At 59.3% G+C, this 19,569-nt stretch carries 15 protein-coding genes; 13 read left to right on the forward strand and 2 right to left on the reverse strand.

Going from position 1 to position 19,569, the window contains the following annotated elements; translation table 11 throughout:
* The first annotated feature begins 10 nt into the window (after positions 1-10).
* Genes EDY99_RS05630 through lpxK form a run of 3 tightly spaced genes read left to right on the forward strand, consistent with a single transcriptional unit; the run spans position 11 to position 5,051 of the window.
* The gene (locus tag EDY99_RS05630; RefSeq protein WP_370453983.1) at positions 11-2,287 is read left to right on the forward strand and encodes a ComEC family protein; all 2,277 of its coding nucleotides are present in this window, start codon (positions 11-13) and stop codon (positions 2,285-2,287) included.
* A gap of 35 nt (positions 2,288-2,322) precedes the next feature.
* Positions 2,323-4,071: a lipid A ABC transporter ATP-binding protein/permease MsbA gene (gene msbA / locus EDY99_RS05635; RefSeq protein WP_033642563.1), complete on the forward strand. Its 1,749-nt coding sequence runs from the start codon at positions 2,323-2,325 to the stop codon at positions 4,069-4,071.
* A complete protein-coding gene (gene lpxK / locus EDY99_RS05640) occupies positions 4,071-5,051 on the forward strand; it encodes a tetraacyldisaccharide 4'-kinase (RefSeq protein WP_042784110.1) in 981 nt (326 codons plus the stop codon). The genes msbA and lpxK overlap by 1 nt, the downstream gene beginning before the upstream one ends.
* 2 nt (positions 5,052-5,053) lie before the next feature.
* On the opposite strand, the gene EDY99_RS05645 is transcribed toward lpxK, so the two are convergent.
* A complete protein-coding gene (locus EDY99_RS05645; RefSeq protein WP_123061556.1) occupies positions 5,054-6,460 on the reverse strand; it encodes a VOC family protein in 1,407 nt (468 codons plus the stop codon).
* Between the two features lie 525 nt (positions 6,461-6,985).
* Here EDY99_RS05645 and EDY99_RS05650 point away from each other — a divergent pair.
* The 6 genes from EDY99_RS05650 (at position 6,986) to EDY99_RS05675 (ending at position 11,253) form a co-directional block, all read left to right on the forward strand.
* Entirely contained in the window at positions 6,986-7,195 is a 210-nt protein-coding gene (locus EDY99_RS05650) for a cold shock domain-containing protein (protein ID WP_004928244.1), read from the forward strand.
* A gap of 222 nt (positions 7,196-7,417) precedes the next feature.
* A complete protein-coding gene (locus EDY99_RS05655; protein ID WP_004928241.1) occupies positions 7,418-7,639 on the forward strand; it encodes a cold-shock protein in 222 nt (73 codons plus the stop codon).
* 113 nt (positions 7,640-7,752) lie between these two features.
* Positions 7,753-8,979 carry a winged helix-turn-helix domain-containing protein gene (locus EDY99_RS05660; protein WP_046686776.1) on the forward strand — a complete coding sequence of 409 codons (1,227 nt, stop codon included), beginning with the start codon at positions 7,753-7,755 and terminating at the stop codon, positions 8,977-8,979.
* A 297-nt stretch (positions 8,980-9,276) separates the two neighbouring features.
* Positions 9,277-9,459: a Trm112 family protein gene (locus EDY99_RS05665; protein WP_004928237.1), complete on the forward strand. Its 183-nt coding sequence runs from the start codon at positions 9,277-9,279 to the stop codon at positions 9,457-9,459.
* On the forward strand, positions 9,456-10,205 hold the full coding sequence (gene kdsB / locus EDY99_RS05670) for a 3-deoxy-manno-octulosonate cytidylyltransferase (RefSeq protein WP_046686777.1): 750 nt from the start codon (positions 9,456-9,458) through the stop codon (positions 10,203-10,205). Before EDY99_RS05665 ends, kdsB begins: the two co-directional genes overlap by 4 nt.
* 151 nt (positions 10,206-10,356) lie before the next feature.
* Entirely contained in the window at positions 10,357-11,253 is an 897-nt protein-coding gene (locus tag EDY99_RS05675; protein ID WP_042784113.1) for a YcbJ family phosphotransferase, read from the forward strand.
* An 8-nt stretch (positions 11,254-11,261) separates the two neighbouring features.
* Here EDY99_RS05675 and elyC read toward each other — a convergent pair whose 3' ends face one another.
* Positions 11,262-12,035 carry an envelope biogenesis factor ElyC gene (elyC, locus tag EDY99_RS05680; protein WP_042784114.1) on the reverse strand — a complete coding sequence of 258 codons (774 nt, stop codon included), beginning with the start codon at positions 12,033-12,035 and terminating at the stop codon, positions 11,262-11,264.
* Between the two features lie 152 nt (positions 12,036-12,187).
* On the opposite strand from elyC, the gene cmoM reads away from it, so the two are divergent.
* Genes cmoM through mukB form a run of 4 tightly spaced genes read left to right on the forward strand, consistent with a single transcriptional unit; the run spans position 12,188 to position 19,446 of the window.
* Complete coding sequence (gene cmoM, locus EDY99_RS05685) at positions 12,188-12,973, forward strand: tRNA uridine 5-oxyacetic acid(34) methyltransferase CmoM (protein WP_033642570.1); 786 nt, start codon at positions 12,188-12,190, stop codon at positions 12,971-12,973.
* The gene (gene mukF / locus EDY99_RS05690; RefSeq protein WP_004928228.1) at positions 12,970-14,292 is read left to right on the forward strand and encodes a chromosome partition protein MukF; all 1,323 of its coding nucleotides are present in this window, start codon (positions 12,970-12,972) and stop codon (positions 14,290-14,292) included. Before cmoM ends, mukF begins: the two co-directional genes overlap by 4 nt.
* A complete protein-coding gene (mukE, locus tag EDY99_RS05695) occupies positions 14,273-15,001 on the forward strand; it encodes a chromosome partition protein MukE (protein WP_004928226.1) in 729 nt (242 codons plus the stop codon). The genes mukF and mukE overlap by 20 nt, the downstream gene beginning before the upstream one ends.
* The gene (mukB, locus tag EDY99_RS05700; RefSeq protein WP_089196851.1) at positions 14,998-19,446 is read left to right on the forward strand and encodes a chromosome partition protein MukB; all 4,449 of its coding nucleotides are present in this window, start codon (positions 14,998-15,000) and stop codon (positions 19,444-19,446) included. The genes mukE and mukB overlap by 4 nt, the downstream gene beginning before the upstream one ends.
* Positions 19,447-19,569: the final 123 nt, after the last annotated feature.

Raw genomic sequence — 19,569 nt, forward strand, 5'->3', positions numbered from 1 at the left:
GAGAAAAGCGATCAAAATTTCGCTGGATCTGGCGATATTCGCCGTTATCTGCGGCATCCTGCCGCTATTGGTTTTACCGCAGTTGCCTGAGCAATGGCAGCTGTGGCCGCTTTTGCTTGTTGTCTGTTTACTGCTGCGTACGCGCAGGCCATTCTGCCGTTATTTGGCCTGCCTGGGGTTGGGGTTCGCGTGGGCGGTTTTCAATGCCGGAAGCCTGATAGGGCAAATGGAGCGTTTGAGCCGCGGGCCGGAAGTGACGGCGGTGGTGCAGGTAAGCAGCATCGCGTTGAATCCGGCCGCCAGCAAGCAGACGCTAATGCGTATCGAGCGGATCGATGGCCATTGGCTGGCGCCTGGATTGATGTTTACCACACTATGGGCCCCGGAACAGCAGCGGCTGTGCGCCGGGCAGCGTTGGCAATTGAAACTGCGCTTGCGGCCGGTGCACGGCAAGCTCAATGAAGGGGGCTTCGACAGCCAACGTTGGGCGATCGCACAGCGCCAGCCGTTGACGGGCCTGGTCAGGCAGGCCCGTTTGCTGGATGGCGATTGTAGCCTGCGTCAGCGCATAATCAGCCATGCGGAAACCAACATCGGTGAGCTGCGTTACAAGGCGGTATTGTTGGCGCTGGCGTTTGGGGAGCGAACCGCGCTGGAACAGCCTTTACGCACGCTGATGCTGAAAACCGGCATTGCGCACTTAATGGCCATTTCAGGGCTTCATGTGGCGATGGTCGCCATTTTGTTCTGGGCTGCGCTGCGGGCGCTGCAGTTTTTTCTTCCCTCCCATCTGATTGGCTATCGTTTTCCCCTGGTCGCGGGCTGGGTGGCGACGCTGATCTATGTCTGGTTGGTGGGCGCCCAGCCGCCGGCGGTGCGTACCGTGTTGGCCATGACATTGTGGATGTTGCTGCGCCTGCGCGGCGTTCATTGTTCTTCCTGGCAGGTGTGGCTATGGTGTATCGGGCTGATTTTGCTGTGCGATCCGCTGGCGGTATTGTCAGACAGTTTCTGGCTGTCGGTGCTGGCGGTAGGTTGCCTGATTTTTTGGTTTGAATGGGCGCCGCTCGGTGAGCGATTCCGGTCGGCCTGGTATTGGGCGCCGGTGTGCTGGCTGCATATTCAGCTCGGCATGACGCTGCTGCTGGTGCCGATGCAGGCCGCGCTGTTTCTGGGCCTGACGTTGACCTCGCTACCCGCCAATCTGTGGGCGGTACCTATTGTCTCATTGGTGACGGTGCCGCTGATTTTGCTGGCGGTGATATTTGGCTTCTTTCCCTCGTTAAGCTACGGGCTATGGTGGCTGGCGGACTTCACGCTGCACTGGGTGTTTGTGCCGCTGCATTACCTGCAACGCGGTTGGGTGGATCTGGGGGCTGCCTCGCTGCTGGCCAGCGCGGCGGGGTGGCTCATCGTCGTCTGTTGGCGCTTTCATTGGTGGCGGCGTTATGCACCGGGGCTGGCGACGGTAGCGATATGCTGTGTGCTGTGGCGGGAAAAAGAGCCGGGATACCGCTGGCGAGTCGATATGCTCGATGTCGGGCACGGCTTGGCGGTGGTCATTGAGCGAAACGGCAAGGGAATACTGTACGATACCGGCGAGCGTTGGCCGGGCGGCAGCGCCGCCGAACGGCATATTTTGCCAATGTTGAACTGGCGGGGGATTGAATTGGAACAGATCATTATCAGCCATGATCATCTCGATCATACCGGTGGCCTGCCGACGGTGCGACGGGCGTTTCCAGGGGCTACGGTACGCAGCCCGATGCGCGGGGAGGGGCACTTGCCCTGCGTCGCCGGTGAGCGCTGGCGCTGGCAAGGGTTGCAATTCGAAGTGCTGTGGCCGCCGAAAACGCGTAAAAAGCCGGGCAATGACGACTCTTGCGTGATCCGTATCGACGACGGGAAACACAGCCTGCTGCTTACCGGTGATGCGGAAAAAAAGGCGGAGGCGCAGCTGCTCCGATTGCGGCGCGATCGCTTGGCGGCGACGGTGTTGCAGGTAGGGCATCATGGCAGCCGAACCTCTTCCACGCCGCCGTTTCTGCGCGCGGTCAATCCTCAGGCGGCATTGGCGTCAGCATCTCGTTACAACAAATGGCGTTTGCCGGCGCGTAAAGTGGTCGCCAGATACCGGGCAAATGGCATTATATGGCGCGATACGACGCGCTCCGGCCAGTTATCGGTACTTTTTTTCGACAACGATTGGCAAATTAAAGGCTTTCGCGAACAATTAATGCCCCGTTGGTACCATCAGCGGTTTGGCGTAGAGGGTGATAATGAGTAAAATAGGCCGCTATTTCTTCCGATGCTGGTATTTGCATGATGAATGATAAAGATCTCTCGACCTGGCAGACATTCCGTCGACTCTGGCCGATGATCACTCCTTTTAAGACCGGGCTGATTGTAGCCGCCATTGCGTTGATTATGAACGCAGCGGGGGACACGCTGATGCTGTCTCTGCTTAAACCGCTATTGGACGATGGGTTTGGAAAAACCGACAGCAGCGTGCTGGTGTGGATGCCGTTGGCCGTCATCGCGCTGATGTTGATGCGCGGCGTAACCAGCTTTGTTTCAAGCTACTGCATTTCCTGGGTTTCCGGCATGGTGGTGATGCAGATGCGCCGCCGCCTGTTTGGCCACATGATGAGAATGCCGGTGGCCTTCTTCGATCAACAGTCCACCGGGACCCTGTTGTCGCGCATTACCTATGATTCCGAACAGGTGGCTTCCTCCTCTTCCAGCGCGCTGGTGACCGTGGTGCGCGAAGGGGCTTCGATCATTGGCCTGTTCATCATGATGTTCTATTACAGCTGGCAGTTGTCGGTGATCCTGATCGTGCTGGCGCCGATCGTCTCCATTGCCATTCGCCTGGTGTCCAAGCGTTTCCGCAACATCAGCAAGAACATGCAGAACACGATGGGGCAGGTGACCACCAGCGCCGAACAGATGCTGAAAGGCCATAAAGAAGTGCTGATCTTCGGCGGCCAGCAGGTGGAAACCGAGCGCTTTAATTCGGTCAGCAACCGCATGCGTCAGCAAGGCATGAAGCTGGTTTCCGCGTCTTCGATTTCCGATCCGATCATTCAGCTGATCGCTTCGCTGGCGCTGGCGTTCGTGCTGTTTGCCGCCAGCTTCCCAAGCGTGATGGAAACCCTGACCGCCGGTACCATTACCGTGGTGTTCTCGTCGATGATTGCGCTGATGCGTCCGCTGAAGTCGCTGACCAACGTCAATGCCCAGTTCCAACGCGGGATGGCGGCGTGCCAGACGCTGTTCTCCATTTTGGATATGGAACAGGAAAAAGATACCGGCACCCGCGAAGTGAAGCGCGCGAAAGGCGATATCGAATTCCGCAATGTCACCTTCTACTACCCGTCCAAGGAAACGCCGGCGCTGCGTGATATCAACCTGAACATCGCCGAAGGCAAGACCGTAGCGCTGGTGGGCCGTTCCGGTTCGGGGAAATCGACCATCGCCAACCTGTTGACGCGTTTCTATGATATCCAGGAAGGCGAAATTCTGATGGATGGCCACGATCTGCGCGAATACACCCTGGCCTCACTGCGTAATCAGGTGGCCCTGGTTTCGCAAAACGTGCACCTGTTCAACGACACCATCGCCAACAATATTGCCTATGCGCGTGAGAGCGAATACAGCCGCGAGCAGATCGAAAAAGCGGCCGAAATGGCGTACGCGATGGACTTCATCAACAAGATGGAAAACGGCCTGGATACGGTGATCGGTGAAAACGGTGTCATGCTGTCCGGCGGCCAACGCCAGCGCATCGCCATCGCGCGCGCGCTGCTGCGTGACTGCCCGATCCTGATCCTGGATGAGGCGACCTCTGCGCTGGATACCGAGTCCGAGCGGGCCATTCAGGCCGCGCTGGACGAACTGCAGAAAGACCGAACTTCACTGGTGATCGCGCACCGTCTGTCGACCATTGAAAAGGCGGACGAGATCCTGGTAGTGGAAGACGGCCGCATCGTCGAACGCGGTGAGCACGCCGAGTTGCTTGAGCGGCAGGGCGCCTATGCGCAGCTGCACCGTATGCAGTTTGGTCAATAATGATTGAGCGCATCTGGTCCGGCGGTTCGCTGCTTTATCTGGCGCTATTGCCGCTCTCGTGGCTGTATGGCCTGTTCAGTTGGCTGATCCGCCTTAGTTACCGCTGCGGCCTGCGTAAAAGTTGGCGTTCGCCGGTGCCGGTCGTGGTGGTGGGTAATCTCACCGCCGGCGGCAACGGCAAAACGCCGATGGTGATCTGGCTGGTGGAGCACCTGCAGCAACGGGGCTACCGAGTTGGGGTGGTGTCGCGCGGCTACGGCGGCAAGTCAGCGGTCTATCCTCTGGTGCTGGGTCAGAATACGTCGACCCGCGAGGCGGGCGATGAGCCGGTGCTGATTTATCAGCGTACCGGGGCGCCCGTGGCGATCGCGCCCAAGCGCGCCGAGGCGGTGCAGGCTCTGCTGCAACAACAGCCGCTGGATGTGATCATCACCGACGACGGCTTGCAGCACTACGCTTTACAGCGTGACTTCGAGCTGGTGGTCATCGACGGTGTGCGTCGGTTCGGTAACGGCTGGTGGTTGCCGGCCGGGCCGATGCGCGAGCGCGCTGCGCGGCTTGGCAGCGTCGATGCGCGCGTCGCCAATGGCGGCGTGGCGCAGGCCGGGGAAATTGCCATGCGTCTGCAGGCGCGTGATGCGGTGAACCTGCTGAGCGGTGAACGTCGCCCGGCGGCCGAGCTGCCGCGCGTGGTGGCGATGGCGGGTATCGGCCATCCGCCGCGTTTCTTCGCGACGTTGGAAAAGTTGAACGTCGAAGTCGTGCAGGAAGTGGCGTTTGCCGATCATCAGGAATATCAGCAGGCGCAGCTGGCGGCGTTGGTTAATGCAGATCAAACGCTGTTGATGACGGAGAAGGACGCGGTGAAGTGTCGCGCCTTTGCCCAGCCCAATTGGTGGTATCTACCGGTTGATGCGGTGCTACCGTCCGCTCAGGCTGAGCAACTGCTGCAGGATATCGAGTCCCTGCTGTCCAAGTAATCTCAGGATGCCAGCGTGACAAGCCCCAAGGCTTGCGCGCAGGCTTCCAGCGAGCGCTGCTGGGTTTGCTGATACAGCGCCAGCTCGTCGATCACCTCACTGCCCAACGCTTGTTCAAACGCTGCCCGGCTTGACGCCGCATTGTACTGTGCATGGCGGCTGTCCCCCAGATTCGATTGGAAAATCCCCGCCGCGCTGACCGGCAGAAAATCTTCATATACCAGTGGCTGGAAGCGAACGTGTTCTTTCTCAATCAGTTGCTCCAGGGTGCTGTGCTTATCCAGTGATTCTTTGGCCGCCAGGCCGCATTCGGTCGGGAAATAGCGGAACCAGGCCAGCTGTTGCTCGCGCAGCGTGGCGTAATCATCCGGAAACGCCCGGAAGTTTTCTTCCAGCAGCTGATAATAGCGTTCGGCATTTTTCTCGCTCGGCGGCGCCTGCAGCGCATCGTTGGTGGCCTTCAGCAGACGGTCGTAGAGTTCTCTTCCTTTAGTCGTCAGCGCCACACCGCGCTGTTCGATCTCGCCAAAGCGCGCGGTATGATGACCGGCGACGACGCGGCCGTCATGCTCGACGAAATCGACGCGTTCTTCCAACGCCTTGAAGCTGGTCTGGCGCAGCAGGATCGCGCGACGGCGACGCGGCGGGCCCTCGATGACCGCCTTGGGCGTAATGCCGCGGGCGGGCATCGCCTGCTGAACGCGATCGATATCCAGCGTGCGCGGTGTCAGATGATTGATATGCGGCCCTTTAAACGCCACCACGTCGGCGATCAGGCGATGCTGATCGTGCAACTGCTGGTATTCTTCGGCGCTGACCGTCGCCTGGTTGTGCCAGCGGAAGGTTTCCAGCGCTTGTTCGACAAATTCTTGCGCCTGCACTTCATTCAGCCCGCCTTGCGCTTCCTGCAGCGCGATCAGTTCCAACGCGCGATCGGTAAAGATGCGGCGGCGCGCCAGCAAGCGCTCGGCCAGCTCACGCAGCGCGGGATCTTCTATCAGCTCCAGGCGCAGCAGGGAGGTAAACACGCGGAACGGACTGATTTGCAGGGCGTCTTCGTGTACGGCGCGAAAGGCGGTCGAGTGCACGGGAACGCCCGCCACCGACAGATCATAGTAACCGACCGGCGCCATGCCCATCACCTGGAACAGACGGCGCAGGGTGGCCAGTTCGTCCGCCGTGCCGACCCGGATCGCGCCGTGGCGCTCCATCGCAAGGCGTTCGATCTCGCCGGTGATTTGCAGTTGATGAGCCAGTGCGGCATCTTCGCGCAGAACCTGTCGGTTGGTTTCCGCCACCAGTTCCAGCAGATCGCCGTACAGCGGTACCTCCTTTTGGTACATGTCCGACATCGCGTGAGAGAATCTGGCGCGGATTTCATTAGGTGAAACGAACTGCTGGGCGGTCATGCGCATAGCTCCTTGATTCAGCATAATCTGAAAAATAGTGTTTTTAGCGGCAAAAGTGCTGGCGAAAAAGCCGTCTGCCTTGTTTTCCCCTCAAGTTTAGCCATCTGATTTGGGATTTGTTATAGACGTGGCAAGCATATTAGAGTTTTATGCGTTAGCTCTCATTTGCAGCGCACGGACGGACAAATGATGCCCCGGTGAGGAGGGGAATGCGATGGTTCGGCCGCGGCGAGCGTTAAATTAAGTCATGCATATTCAGAGGGATAAAAATAAATTCGGCGTATTTATGAATTTAATGCAATAAACCCCTTGTGCATTCACCATTTTTATGAGTAAATGCAAGTCGGCCTGTAATCCAGACCTATTTATGTTCGAGTTTAGAGTTAAGCAGTTCCTCCAAAAACGTTATCATCCGATTCCGCTTCAAAGACGAACCTTCTAAGTACCTCCCATAAGTAATGTTTCTGAAATGGCCGCAATTGCCTCTTATGGCAGATTTTGTAAATATATTTAAAGGTAAAAGTAATGTCTAAGAAGACGGGTCAAGTTAAGTGGTTCAACGAAAGCAAAGGTTTTGGTTTCATTGAGCAGCACGATGGCGGCAAAGATGTATTCGTACACTTCTCCGCAATCATGACCGACGGTTTCAAGACCCTGGCTGAAGGCCAGCGCGTCGAGTACACCATCCAGGACAGCCCGCGCGGGCCGGCTGCCGCCAACGTAGTTGCTCTGTAAGAAGACAGGGAACGCGTATAAAGAGATCTTAATACAACCATGGTGACGCTCAGCGCTGAGTCATGCGGAAGATATTAAGTTCAACAAGCCCGCCTTAGTGCGGGTTTTTTAATTTTTTGCTCACGAGAGGTTTGTTACGAAAAACTTTAGGATGGGCTGGTAGCGTCCAGACAATATAAAAAATGACGTTGTCAAGGATGCTCAAGTAAAAGGATATAAGTTATGTTTAAAAATACTGTGTTAAAAATGGGCCGTGTGAAATGGTTTAATCAGGCCGAAGGCTATGGTTTTATTTCACCGGTAGATGGCAGCGACGAAATCTATGTCAATCGCAACGCTATCGCCAACACCAAAAATAAGTCGTTGAACGAAGGTCAGAACGTTGAGTTCTCGATCTATCGCAGCTCGCATGGGCTGTCCGCGGCAGACGTTATCGCGTTCTGATCGCATCCTCCTTCCTCGCCAGTGCCGGTGTCGCCACCCGCAAGCACTGGCGAAGATAAATCCCGCGATATCCACTATTATCAGGCCATTGCCTACTCGCCACGGATATCAGGATGACCACCCCGACCATTTCCCTTACCGCCGCTCGCGCGCTGCACCTTGCCGCCCAGGGGCTGCTTTCTCCGCTTAAACGCCAGGCTCGGCCCGATGACGTCGTGAATGCGATCCAGCGCATGGGGCTGTTACAAATCGATACCATTAGCGTCGTTGCTCGCAGCCCGTATCTGGTGCTGTTCAGCCGTTTGGGAGCCTATCAGCCGGAGTGGCTTGAACAGGCGCTCGCCGGCCGCAAGCTGTTCGAGTATTGGGCGCACGAGGCCTGTTTCCTGCCGATCGAAGATTTTGGTCTGCTGCGCCACCGCATGCTGGCGCCGCATGATATGGGCTGGAAATACTCCGCCGACTGGGTGCAGCAGCACCAGGCCGCGATGGACAGCTTGCTGCGGCACATCGAACAACAGGGGCCGGTGCGCTCCGCGGATTTCAGCGCCGAGAAGAAGGGCAACAGCGGGTGGTGGGACTGGAAACCGGAGAAACGGCATCTGGAGATCCTGTTTACCGCCGGCAAACTGATGGTGGCCGAACGTCGCAACTTCCACCGGGTTTACGATCTGACCGAAAGGCTGCTGCCGGCCTGGGACGATGCGCGGCATGCGCTGCCCGTGGAACAGGCGCGCCGGCAGATGCTGTGCCGCACCTGCCGCTATCTGGGCATTTTCCGCGCCGAGTGGTTGGCGGACTACTATCGGCTGAAGCGCGTGGCGCCTAAAGCCTTGCTGGCAGCGCTGCAGGAGCAGGGCGAGATTATGCCGGTGCGGGTCGAGGGGCTGGAAGGGCCGTTTTATGTGCATGAATCACTGGCGGAACTGCTGCCGCTGGCGGAGCAGGGCAAACTCAAATCGGCGGTCACCAGCCTGTTGTCGCCTTTTGATCCGGTGGTGTGGGATCGTCGTCGGGCGCTGGAGCTGTTCAACTTTGACTATCGGCTGGAGTGTTACACGCCGAAAGAAAAACGCCGCTACGGTTACTTCACGTTGCCGGTGCTGCATCGGGGCGATCTGGTAGGGCGGATTGACGCCAAGGCTCACCGACGCCAGGGCATCTTCGAGATCATCAGTTTCCATGCGGAGCCGCAGGTGCGCTTCGGCAAACAGCGAACGCAGGATATCCGGCAAGCCATCGCGCGCACGGCTCATTGGCACGGCGCGCAACGCGTTGCGCTGGGCGACATTCCGGCGGCGTTGGCCGCTGAATGGGGAGCCGGCTGGGAAGTGGGATAACGAGCGACGCCGTCGGTGGGGTAAAACGAAGTTAAGCGCCGCTCGTTACAAAGGGGGCTCAGTGGCTGAAGTTAGCGAACAGAGCGATGATTTTATGCAGACGTTTGATCACGTATTACGGTCTTTTTTGTGATTTTAATCACAAAATTCTACGCCGTGTGGCGCCGCAGTTCAAGCCATTGCGCGGGCGCCATGAGGAAATATCGGCGGCTTGGCGCCGCCGATGATTAACCTGAGGCCGGGCGTTATGCTATCCTCACAGCCTTCCCAGATGACCTATCCCCTTGCGGAGGATGCATGGACCACCGTTTACTCGAAATCGTTGCCTGCCCGGTATGCAACGGCAAACTCTATTTCAATAAAGAAAACCAGGAGCTGGTGTGCAAAGCGGACGGGTTGGCTTACCCGCTGCGCGACGGCATTCCTGTGCTGTTGGAAAATGAAGCGCGTGCGCTGTCGCTGGACGAGAAGCACGCATGAGTTTTATCGCTATTATTCCCGCCCGCTACGCCTCAACCCGTTTGCCGGGCAAACCGCTGGCCGATATTCACGGCAAGCCGATGGTGGTGCACGTGATGGAACGCGCCCGTGAGTCCGGCGCCAGCCGCGTCATCGTGGCGACCGATCACCCTGAAGTCGCCAAAGCGGTGGAAGCCGCCGGCGGCGAAGTGTGCATGACCAGCCCGGATCACCATTCCGGCACCGAGCGTTTGGCGGAAGTGATCGCGCACTACGGCTTTGCCGACGACCAGATCATCGTTAACGTGCAGGGCGATGAGCCGCTGATCCCACCCGTTATCGTGCAGCAGGTGGCGGAAAACCTGGCGGGCAGCCAGGCAGGCATGGCGACGTTGGCGGTGCCGATCGACAGCGCCGAAGAGGCATTCAACCCCAATGCGGTGAAGGTCGTGATGGACGCGCAGGGTTACGCGCTCTACTTCTCGCGCGCCACCATTCCCTGGGATCGCGAGCGTTTCGCCGCGTCGAAGGAGAGCATCGGCGATAGCCTGCTGCGCCACATCGGCATCTATGCGTACCGCGCCGGTTTCGTGCGCCGCTACGTCAGCTGGGCGCCGAGCCAGTTGGAGCAGATCGAGCTGTTGGAACAGCTGCGCGTGCTGTGGTACGGTGAAAAAATCCACGTGGCGGTCGCGAAAGCGGTCCCGAGCGTGGGGGTCGATACGCCGGAAGATCTCCAGCGCGTGCGCGACAGCATTCAACCCTGAGCCTGATTTCGTCGGCGCGGCGCGCAACGCGCCGACGATGCAATACCTCCCATTATTGATCCCCGTTTTGTTGATCTGCGTTGAAGAATTTTTCCGCTCACCGTTCGATGATGTTACGCATACTCCCTTATTAGCCTGAGGTGAATGCCTTATGGAGCAGTTACGCGCCGAACTGAGCATCGTGCTGGGTGAGTCCGTCAGCCGGCTGGAGCGGGTGAGCGAACAGCCTTATGCGCACATGTATTCACTGTACGATCGCCAGGGCAACGCCATCCCGCTGATGGCGAAAAGCTTTATCTGCCAGGGCATCGCCCAGCAGGAGGCGTACAAGCTGTCGATGCTGGCGCGCGACGGGGATATCCGCCTGCCCACGGTGTACGGCGTGGTATGCACCCACCAGGCGCCGTATACGGAAATCCTGCTGATCGAGCGTCTGCGCGGCGTGTCGGCCGAAGCGCCAACGCGTTCGCCGGATCGCTGGAACATGTTAATGGAGCAGATCGTTGACGGGATGTTGGCCTGGCACCGCATCGACAGCCATGGCAGCGTCGGCACCGTTGACAGTACGCAGGAGAATGACTGGTTTTGCTGGTATCAACAGCGGGTCGAAGTGCTGTGGGCGACGGTGGTCAATCTCACTACCCCGCAGCTGACCATGGCAGATCGGCGTTTGCTGTACCGCACGCGCGAAGCGCTGACCCATTTCTTCGTCGGTTTCGACGATCCCTGTGTCCTGGTGCACGGTAACCTGTCGCTGCGCAGCATGTTGAAAGATCCCAAAAGCGATCAGCTGTTGGCGATGCTTAATCCCGGTGTGGTGCTGTGGGCGCCGCGCGAATACGATCTTTTCCGCCTCTGTGAAGCGGGCATGCCCAGCCAACTGTTGTTCAGCTATCTGCAGCGGGCGCCGGTCGCCGACGCTTTCCTGGCGCGGCGCTGGCTGTACGTGGTGTGGGAAGCGATAGGGCGTTTGATCCATACCGGCAAGCTGGAGCGGCAGCCGTTCGACTATGCGTCGCAACAGCTGCTGCCCTGGCTGGCCGGTTGAACGGGGCCTTACTCGGCGCCGGCGCTATCCGCGCCTTTCAGCCGCTGCCACAGGCTGCCCAGCGTTTCATACCAGGCGCGCTCGGTATGGCCGAGGAACATTGACGACGGCGTGGCGCGATCCCAGATATTCAGCGGCGAGTCGATCGCCAATTGGTTGGCCGGGGCCGGGATCGGGTGCAGGCCCTTAGCCTCGAAGAAACGCATGGCGCGCGGCAGATGGTTGGCGGAAGTCACCAGAAGGAAGGGATGTTCACCGACCAACTTGGCTACCTGAGCGGCTTCTTCCTCGGTATCGCGCGGTTCCCCCAGGATCACCATGTCGCTGCGCGGCACGCCCAGGCTTTCCGCTACCAGCGCTGCCGTGGCGGCGTTGCTCTGCATGCGTCCGCCGGGCGCGCCGGTAAACACCATCCTGGCGCCAGGGTGCGCCAGATAGAGCCGCACGCCCTCCGTCACGCGCGGCAGACTGTTGCCGAGCAGGTTCGAGCTGGGTGCCCAGTCGGGATTGTAGGTATAGCCTCCGCCCAACACCACGATGTAGCTGACCGCATCGTTGCCGCGATATGTCTGGTATTCGGCTTCGATCGGCCGCAGCAGGCGGTCGGCCACCGGTTGCAGGCTGAAAAGCAGTAAAAACAGCCAGCTCAGCGTGAAAATCGTCTTACCGCTTTTTTGCCAGCGGGTGAACCACAGCAGCAGCAGCGCCAGCCCCATCAGCAGCATCAACAGCGGCAGCGGCATCAGCAGAGCGCCAAAGAACTTTTTCAGGTTGAACAGCATCGAAAATCAGATCCTTTTGAGTGAAAAAACGGCATCCAGGCATAAACAGGCCGCAAGAAGATACATTCTAAGCCAGTCTGTGCCAAAATAGCAGGTTTGAATGGGCGTGCGCTTTGCCGCCGACAAGACTGAGATCAGCGGAGCCGTTGTCCATGCAGGATCGTAATTTTGACGATATTGCTGAAAAATTTGCGCGTAATATTTACGGCACCACGAAAGGAAAAATCCGCCAGGCGGTGGTTTGGCAGGATCTGACCGGGCTGCTGGCCCAGTTGCCGCAGCGGCCGCTGCGCATCCTTGATGCCGGGGGCGGTGAAGGCCATATGGCTTGCCAACTGGCAGAATTAGGACATCAGGTGTTGTTGTGCGATCTTTCTGGTGAGATGATCCAGCGCGCCGCGCAGCTGGCGGAGCAGAAAGGTGTGAGCCAGAACATGCAATTCGTACAAAGTTCTGCGCAGGATATCGCTCAACATTTGGAACAGCCGGTTGATCTGATATTGTTTCATGCAGTGCTTGAATGGATCGCTGAACCCGTGGCGGCGCTGCAGGCGTTGTGCGATTGTCTGACGCCGGGCGGCGCGCTGTCGCTGATGTTCTTCAACGCCAACGGTCTCTTGATGCGTAACGTGGTGTTGGGTAACTTCCAATTGGTGGATCCCGAGGTCAGACGGCGCCGCAAGCGTTCGCTGTCGCCGCAATATCCGCACGATCCGCTATTGGTCTACGGCTGGCTGGAACAGCTGGGCATGCGCATCAGCGGCAAAACCGGCGTGCGGGTGTTCCACGACTATCTGCAGAGCAGACAGCTGCAAACCCAAAAATTTGAAGAGTTACTGGCGCTTGAACAGCACTATTGCCGGCAGGAGCCGTACGTGAGTTTGGGGCGCTATATTCACGTCATGGCGCATAAACCAAACCTGAAGGACGAACTATGAGTGAATTTTCCCAGACAGTACCCGAACTGGTCGCCTGGGCACGGAAAAATGATTTCTCTATTTCGCTCCCTACGGAGCGTCTCGCATTTCTGCTCGCTATCGCCACCCTGAATGGCGAACGGCTGGACGGCGAGATGAGCGAAGGTGAGCTGGTTGATGCATTTCGCCATGTCAGCAAGGGTTTTGAACAGACGCATGAAACGGTGGCGATGCGCGCCAACAATGCGATCAACGACATGGTGCGCCAGCGCTTGTTGAACCGCTTTACCAGCGAACTGGCGGACGGTAACGCGATTTACCGCCTGACGCCGCTGGGTATCGGCATTACCGATTACTATATTCGCCAACGCGAATTCTCCACGCTGCGTCTGTCGATGCAGCTGTCGATCGTGGCGCAGGAACTGAAGCGCGCCGCCGATGCCGCCGACGAGGGCGGCGACGATTTCCATTGGCACCGCAACGTGTTCGCGCCGTTGAAATATTCGGTGGCGGAAATCTTCGACAGCATCGACATGACGCAACGCGTGATGGACGAGCAGCAGCAGAGCGTGAAAAATGACATCGCGGCGCTGCTGAGCAAAGACTGGCGGGCGGCGATCTCCAGCTGCGAAATGCTGCTGTCGGAAACCTCAGGCACCCTGCGCGAACTGCAGGATACGCTGGATGCGGCGGGCGATAAGCTGCAGGCCAACCTGCTGCGCATCCAGGACGCGACCCTCGGCAACGTGGAGCTGGGCTTCGTCGACAAGCTGGTGTTCGATCTGCAGAGCAAGCTGGATCGCATCATCAGCTGGGGTCAACAGGCGATCGACCTGTGGATCGGCTACGATCGCCACGTACACAAATTTATCCGTACCGCTATCGATATGGATAAAAACCGCGTGTTCGCCCAACGCTTGCGCCAGTCGGTGCAAACCTATTTCGACCACCCGTGGGCGCTGACCCATGCCAATGCCGATCGTTTGCTGGACATGCGCGACGAAGAACTGGCGTTGCGCAGCGAGGAAGTGACCGGGGAACTGCCGCCGGATCTGGAGTTCGAAGAGTTCAGCGAGATTCGCGAACAGCTGGCGGCGATGATCGAAGAGGCGTTGAAGGTGTACCAGGAACAGCAGATGCCGCTCAACCTTGCAGCGGTGATGCGCGATTACCTGGCGCAATATCCGCGTGCGCGTCATTTCGACGTGGCACGTTTAGTGGTCGACCAGGCAGTGCGCCTCGGTGTGGCTGAAGCAGATTTCTCAGGGTTGCCGGCGGAATGGCAGGCAATCAATGATTACGGAGCCAAGGTCCAGGCCCATGTCATCGACAAATATTGAACAAGTAATGCCAGTCAAGCTGGCCAAAGCGTTGTCCAACTCGCTGTTCCCGGCGCTGGACAGCCAACTGCGCGCGGGTCGTCACATCGGTATCGATGAGCTGGACAACCACGCCTTTTTAATGGATTTCCAGGATGAGCTGGAAGAGTTTTACAACCGTTACAGCGTCGAGCTGATTCGGGCGCCGGAAGGTTTCTTCTATTTGCGCCCGCGCTCCACCACGCTGATCCCGCGTTCGGTGCTGTCCGAGCTGGATATGATGGTCGGCAAGATCTTGTGTTACCTGTATCTCAGCCCCGAGCGCCTGGCGCACGAAGGCATTTTCAGCCATCAGGAGCTGTACGATGAACTGCTGAGCCTGGCGGATGAGAACAAGCTGCTCAAGTTCGTCAACCAGCGCTCTACCGGTTCGGATCTCGATCGGCAGAAGCTGCACGAGAAGGTGCGCACCTCGCTGAACCGCCTGCGCCGCCTCGGCATGGTCTATTTCATGGGCAATGACAGCAGCAAGTTCCGCATTACCGAGGCGGTGTTCCGCTTCGGCGCCGACGTGCGCAGCGGCGACGATCCGCGTGAAGCGCAGCTGCGCATGATTCGCGACGGCGAGGCGATGCCGGTTGAAACCAGCCTGTCGCTTAACGATGAGAATGACGCTGAGGATCAGCAGGTTGATAACGCTCCTGACGGTGCAGAGGATGAACAGGAATGATTGAACGCGGTAAATTTCGCTCGCTGACGCTGGTTAACTGGAACGGCTTCTTTGCCCGCACCTTTGATCTCGATGAGCTGGTGACCACGCTGTCCGGCGGGAACGGGGCGGGGAAATCCACCACCATGGCGGCCTTCGTCACCGCACTGATCCCCGATCTGACGCTGCTGCACTTCCGTAACACCACCGAAGCGGGCGCCACCAGCGGTTCGCGCGACAAGGGCCTGCACGGCAAGCTGCGCGCCGGCGTATGTTACTCCACCCTCGACGTCGTCAACTCGCGCCACCAGCGCGTGGTGGTTGGCGTGCGTCTGCAGCAGGTGGCGGGACGCGATCGCAAGGTCGATATCAAACCTTTCACCATCCAGGGCCTGCCGACCGCGGTACAGCCGACTGAATTGCTGACCCAGACCGTGGGTGAGCGCCAGGCGCGCGTGCTGTCGCTGCAAGAGTTGAAAGAGCGCGTGGAAGAGATGGAAGGCGTGCAGTTCAAGCAGTTCAACTCGATCACCGATTACCACTCGCTGATGTTCGATCTGGGCGTGATCCCAAAACGCCTGCGTTCGTCCGCCGATCGCAGCAAATTCTATCGTCTGATTGAAGCGTCGCTGTACGGCGGCATCTCCAGCGCCATCACCCGCTCGCTGCGCGACTACCTGTTGCCGGAAAACAGCGGCGTGCGCAAGGCGTTCCAGGACATGGAAGCGGCGCTGCGCGAAAACCGCATGACGCTGGAAGCGATCCGCGTTACCCAGTCGGATCGCGACCTGTTCAAGCATTTGATCTCCGAGGCCACCTCCTATGTGGCGGCGGACTATATGCGCCACGCCAACGAACGCCGCATCCACCTGGACGGGGCGCTGGCGCTGCGCAGCGATCTGTTGGGCAGCCGCAAGCAGCTGGCCGCCGAACAGTATCGCCATGTGGAAATGGCGCGTGAGCTGAGCGAGCAGAGCGGCGCCGAATCCGATCTGGAAACCGATTACCAGGCCGCCAGCGACCACCTGAACCTGGTGCAGACGGCGATGCGTCAGCAGGAGAAGATCGAACGCTATGAAGCCGATCTGGAAGAGCTGACCTACCGCCTGGAAGAGCAGAACGAAGTGGTGGCCGAGGCGAGCGAGCAGCAGGCCGAGAACGAAGCGCGCGCCGAAGCGGCCGAGCTGGAAGTGGACGAGCTGAAGAGCCAGCTGGCCGACTACCAGCAGGCGCTTGACGTGCAGCAGACCCGCGCCATTCAGTACCAACAGGCGCTGCAGGCGTTGGAGCGCGCGCGCGCGCTGTGCCAACTGCCGGACCTGACCGCCGACAACGCCGAACAGTGGCTGGACACCTTCCAGGCTCGCGAGCAGGAGGCGACCGAAGCGCTGCTGATGCTGGAGCAAAAGCTGAGCGTGGCCGACGCCGCGCACGGCCAGTTCGAGCAGGCCTATCAGCTGGTGGGTAAAATCGCCGGCCAGGTCAGCCGCAGCGAAGCCTGGCAGTGCGCGCGCGAATTGCTGCGCGACTGGCCTTCGCAGCAACACCTCGCCGAGCGCGTTCAGCCGCTGCGACTGCGCCTGAGCGAACTGGAACAGCGCCTGCGCTCGCAGCAGGACGCCGAGCGGCTGCTGCAAGAATTTTGCAAACGCCATGGTCAGGAGTACCAGCCGGACGATCTCGACATGCTGCAGCAGGAGCTGGAAGAGCGCCTGGAAGCGCTGTCGCAGAACGTCAGCGAAGCCGGTGAACGCCGCATGGAGATGCGCCAGGAGCTGGAGCAGATCCAGCAGCGCATCCGTGAGCTGACGGCGCGCGCACCGGTGTGGCTGGCGGCGCAGGACGCCCTGAGCCAGCTCAGCGATCAGAGCGGAGAGCCGCTGGAAAATAGCCAGCAGGTGACCGAATACATGCAGCAGCTGCTGGAGCGCGAGCGTGAAACCACCGTCGAGCGCGACGAAGTGGCGGCCCGCAAGCGCGAAGTGGAAGCGCAGATCGAACGTCTCAGCCAGCCGGGCGGCGCGGAAGATCAACGCCTGGTCACCTTGGCCGAACGTTTCGGCGGCGTGTTGCTGTCGGAAATTTACGATGACGTCACCATCGACGACGCGCCTTACTTCTCGGCGCTGTACGGCCCTTCGCGCCACGCCATCGTGGTGCCGGATCTGTCGCTGGTGCGCGAGATGCTGGAAGGGCTGGAGGATTGCCCGGAAGATCTTTACCTGATCGAAGGGGATCCGCAGTCGTTCGATGACAGCGTATTCGCCGTCGAAGAGCAGGACAAAGCGGTGGTGGTGAAGATCGCCGATCGCCAGTGGCGTTATTCCCGCTACCCGGAAGTGCCGTTGTTCGGCCGCGCGGCGCGCGAAAACCGTCTGGAAGTGCTGCATGCCGAGCGTGAAACGCTGGCGGAGCGCTATGCCACGCTGTCGTTCGACGTGCAGAAAACCCAGCGTTCGCATCAGGCCTTCAGCCGCTTTATCGGCACCCATCTGGCGGTGGCGTTCGACGCTGACCCGGAAGCGGAGATCCGCAATCTGAACGCCCGTCGCGGCGAGATCGAGCGTGCGCTGAACAATCACGAAGCGCAGAATCAGCAGCAGCGCCAGCAGTACGAGCAGGCCAAAGAGGGCATTTCCGCGCTCAACCGCCTGATGCCGCTGGTGTCGTTGCTGAACGATGAAACGCTGCAGGATCGCGTCGATGAGATCCGTGAAGAGCTGGAAGAAGCGCAGGACGCCGCGCGCCACATTCAACAGCACGGGGTGTCGCTGACCAAGCTGGAGCCGCTGCTGTCGGTGCTGCAGAGCGATCCGCAGCAGCATGAACAGCTGCAGCAGGACTACGCGCAGGCGCAAAGCGTGCAGCGTCAGGCCAAACAGCAGGCGTTCGCGTTGACAGAGGTGGTGCAGCGTCGCGCGCACTTCAGCTATACCGACTCCGCCGGCATGCAGAATGCCAACAACGATCTCAACGACAAGCTGCGCCAGCGTCTGGAACAGGCGGAAGCCGAACGCGCCCGCGCCCGTGAGCAACTGCGTCAATATCAAACCCAGTTCACCCAATACAGCCAGGTGCTGGCCTCGCTGAAAAGCTCGTATGACGCCAAGCGCGACATGCTGAAAGAGCTGAGCCAGGAGCTGGTGGATATCGGCGTGCAGGCCGACGCCAACGCGGAAGCGCGCGCGCGTCAGCGCCGCGACGAGCTGCATGCGGCGCTGAGCAACAACCGCGCTCGCCGCAATCAGTTGGAGAAACAGCTGACCTTCTGCGAAGCCGAAATGGATGGCCTGCAGAAGAAACTGCGCAAGCTGGAACGCGACTACCATCAGCTGCGCGAGCAGGTGGTGACCGCCAAGGCGGGCTGGTGCGCGGTGATGCGTCTGGTGAAAGACAACGGCGTGGAACGCCGCCTGCATCGCCGCGAGCTGGCGTATATGGATGGCGACGAGCTGCGCTCGATGTCGGATAAGGCGCTCGGCGCGCTGCGTCTGGCGGTGGCGGACAACGAACACCTGCGCGACGTGCTGCGTCTGTCGGAAGATCCGAAGCGGCCGGAGCGTAAGATTCAGTTCTATATCGCGGTGTATCAACACCTGCGTGAGCGTATCCGCCAGGACATCATCCGTACCGATGATCCGGTCGAGGCCATCGAGCAGATGGAGATTGAGCTGGGCCGTCTGACCGAAGAACTGACCGCGCGCGAGCAGAAGCTGGCGATCAGTTCGAAAAGCGTGGCCAACATCATTCGCAAAACCATTCAGCGCGAGCAGAACCGCATTCGCATGCTGAACCAGGGGTTGCAGGCCGTTGCTTTCGGCCAGGTGAAGAGCGTCCGTCTGAACGTCAACGTGCGCGAAGCGCACGCCACCCTGCTGGACGTGCTCTCCGAGCAACAGGAACAGCATCAGGATCTGTTCAACAGCAACCGCCTGACCTTCTCCGAAGCGTTGGCCAAGCTGTATCAGCGTCTGAATCCGCAGATCGATATGGGGCAGCGCACGCCGCAGACCATCGGTGAGGAGTTGCTGGACTACCGCAACTACCTGGAGATGGAAGTGGAAGTGTACCGTGGCTCCGACGGCTGGCTGCGTGCGGAAAGCGGCGCCTTGTCTACCGGTGAAGCCATCGGTACCGGGATGTCAATTTTGGTGATGGTGGTGCAGAGCTGGGAAGAAGAATCCCGCCGCCTGCGCGGTAAAGACATCTCGCCATGTCGCTTGCTGTTCCTCGATGAAGCGGCGCGTCTGGATGCCAAATCGATCGCCACGCTGTTCGAGTTGTGTGACCGTCTGGAGATGCAGCTGATTATCGCGGCGCCGGAAAACATCAGTCCTGAGAAGGGCACCACCTATAAACTGGTGCGTAAGGTGTTCCAGAACCACGAGCATGTGCACGTGGTGGGGCTGCGCGGTTTCGCCAGCGAGCCGCCGGCGCTGGGTACTGCGCCGGTCGAAACGCCGTAACGCAGAAAAACGCCCTAAAAATCTGAAAATAGCCGCCGCAGGGTGGCTATTTTTTTGTGCGCGTGGATGATAGTCCTGCTTTTTTATCCGTTGAAAAGCGGTTAGTTTAATCAGATAAACAGT

Source organism: Serratia sp. LS-1 (assembly GCF_003719595.1).
Classification (GTDB): domain Bacteria; phylum Pseudomonadota; class Gammaproteobacteria; order Enterobacterales; family Enterobacteriaceae; genus Serratia; species Serratia ureilytica.

What these genes read in the sequence shown, in the direction of transcription:
- msbA (WP_033642563.1), top strand. Translation starts at nt 2,323, where the DNA reads ATGATGAATGATAAAGATCTCTCGACCTGGCAGACATTCCGTCGACTC.
- lpxK (WP_042784110.1), top strand. Translation starts at nt 4,071, where the DNA reads ATGATTGAGCGCATCTGGTCCGGCGGTTCGCTGCTTTATCTGGCGCTA.
- EDY99_RS05645 (WP_123061556.1), bottom strand. Translation starts at nt 6,460, where the DNA reads ATGACCGCCCAGCAGTTCGTTTCACCTAATGAAATCCGCGCCAGATTC.
- EDY99_RS05650 (WP_004928244.1), top strand. Translation starts at nt 6,986, where the DNA reads ATGTCTAAGAAGACGGGTCAAGTTAAGTGGTTCAACGAAAGCAAAGGT.
- EDY99_RS05655 (WP_004928241.1), top strand. Translation starts at nt 7,418, where the DNA reads ATGTTTAAAAATACTGTGTTAAAAATGGGCCGTGTGAAATGGTTTAAT.
- EDY99_RS05660 (WP_046686776.1), top strand. Translation starts at nt 7,753, where the DNA reads ATGACCACCCCGACCATTTCCCTTACCGCCGCTCGCGCGCTGCACCTT.
- EDY99_RS05665 (WP_004928237.1), top strand. Translation starts at nt 9,277, where the DNA reads ATGGACCACCGTTTACTCGAAATCGTTGCCTGCCCGGTATGCAACGGC.
- kdsB (WP_046686777.1), top strand. Translation starts at nt 9,456, where the DNA reads ATGAGTTTTATCGCTATTATTCCCGCCCGCTACGCCTCAACCCGTTTG.
- EDY99_RS05675 (WP_042784113.1), top strand. Translation starts at nt 10,357, where the DNA reads ATGGAGCAGTTACGCGCCGAACTGAGCATCGTGCTGGGTGAGTCCGTC.
- elyC (WP_042784114.1), bottom strand. Translation starts at nt 12,035, where the DNA reads ATGCTGTTCAACCTGAAAAAGTTCTTTGGCGCTCTGCTGATGCCGCTG.
- cmoM (WP_033642570.1), top strand. Translation starts at nt 12,188, where the DNA reads ATGCAGGATCGTAATTTTGACGATATTGCTGAAAAATTTGCGCGTAAT.
- mukF (WP_004928228.1), top strand. Translation starts at nt 12,970, where the DNA reads ATGAGTGAATTTTCCCAGACAGTACCCGAACTGGTCGCCTGGGCACGG.
- mukE (WP_004928226.1), top strand. Translation starts at nt 14,273, where the DNA reads ATGTCATCGACAAATATTGAACAAGTAATGCCAGTCAAGCTGGCCAAA.
- mukB (WP_089196851.1), top strand. Translation starts at nt 14,998, where the DNA reads ATGATTGAACGCGGTAAATTTCGCTCGCTGACGCTGGTTAACTGGAAC.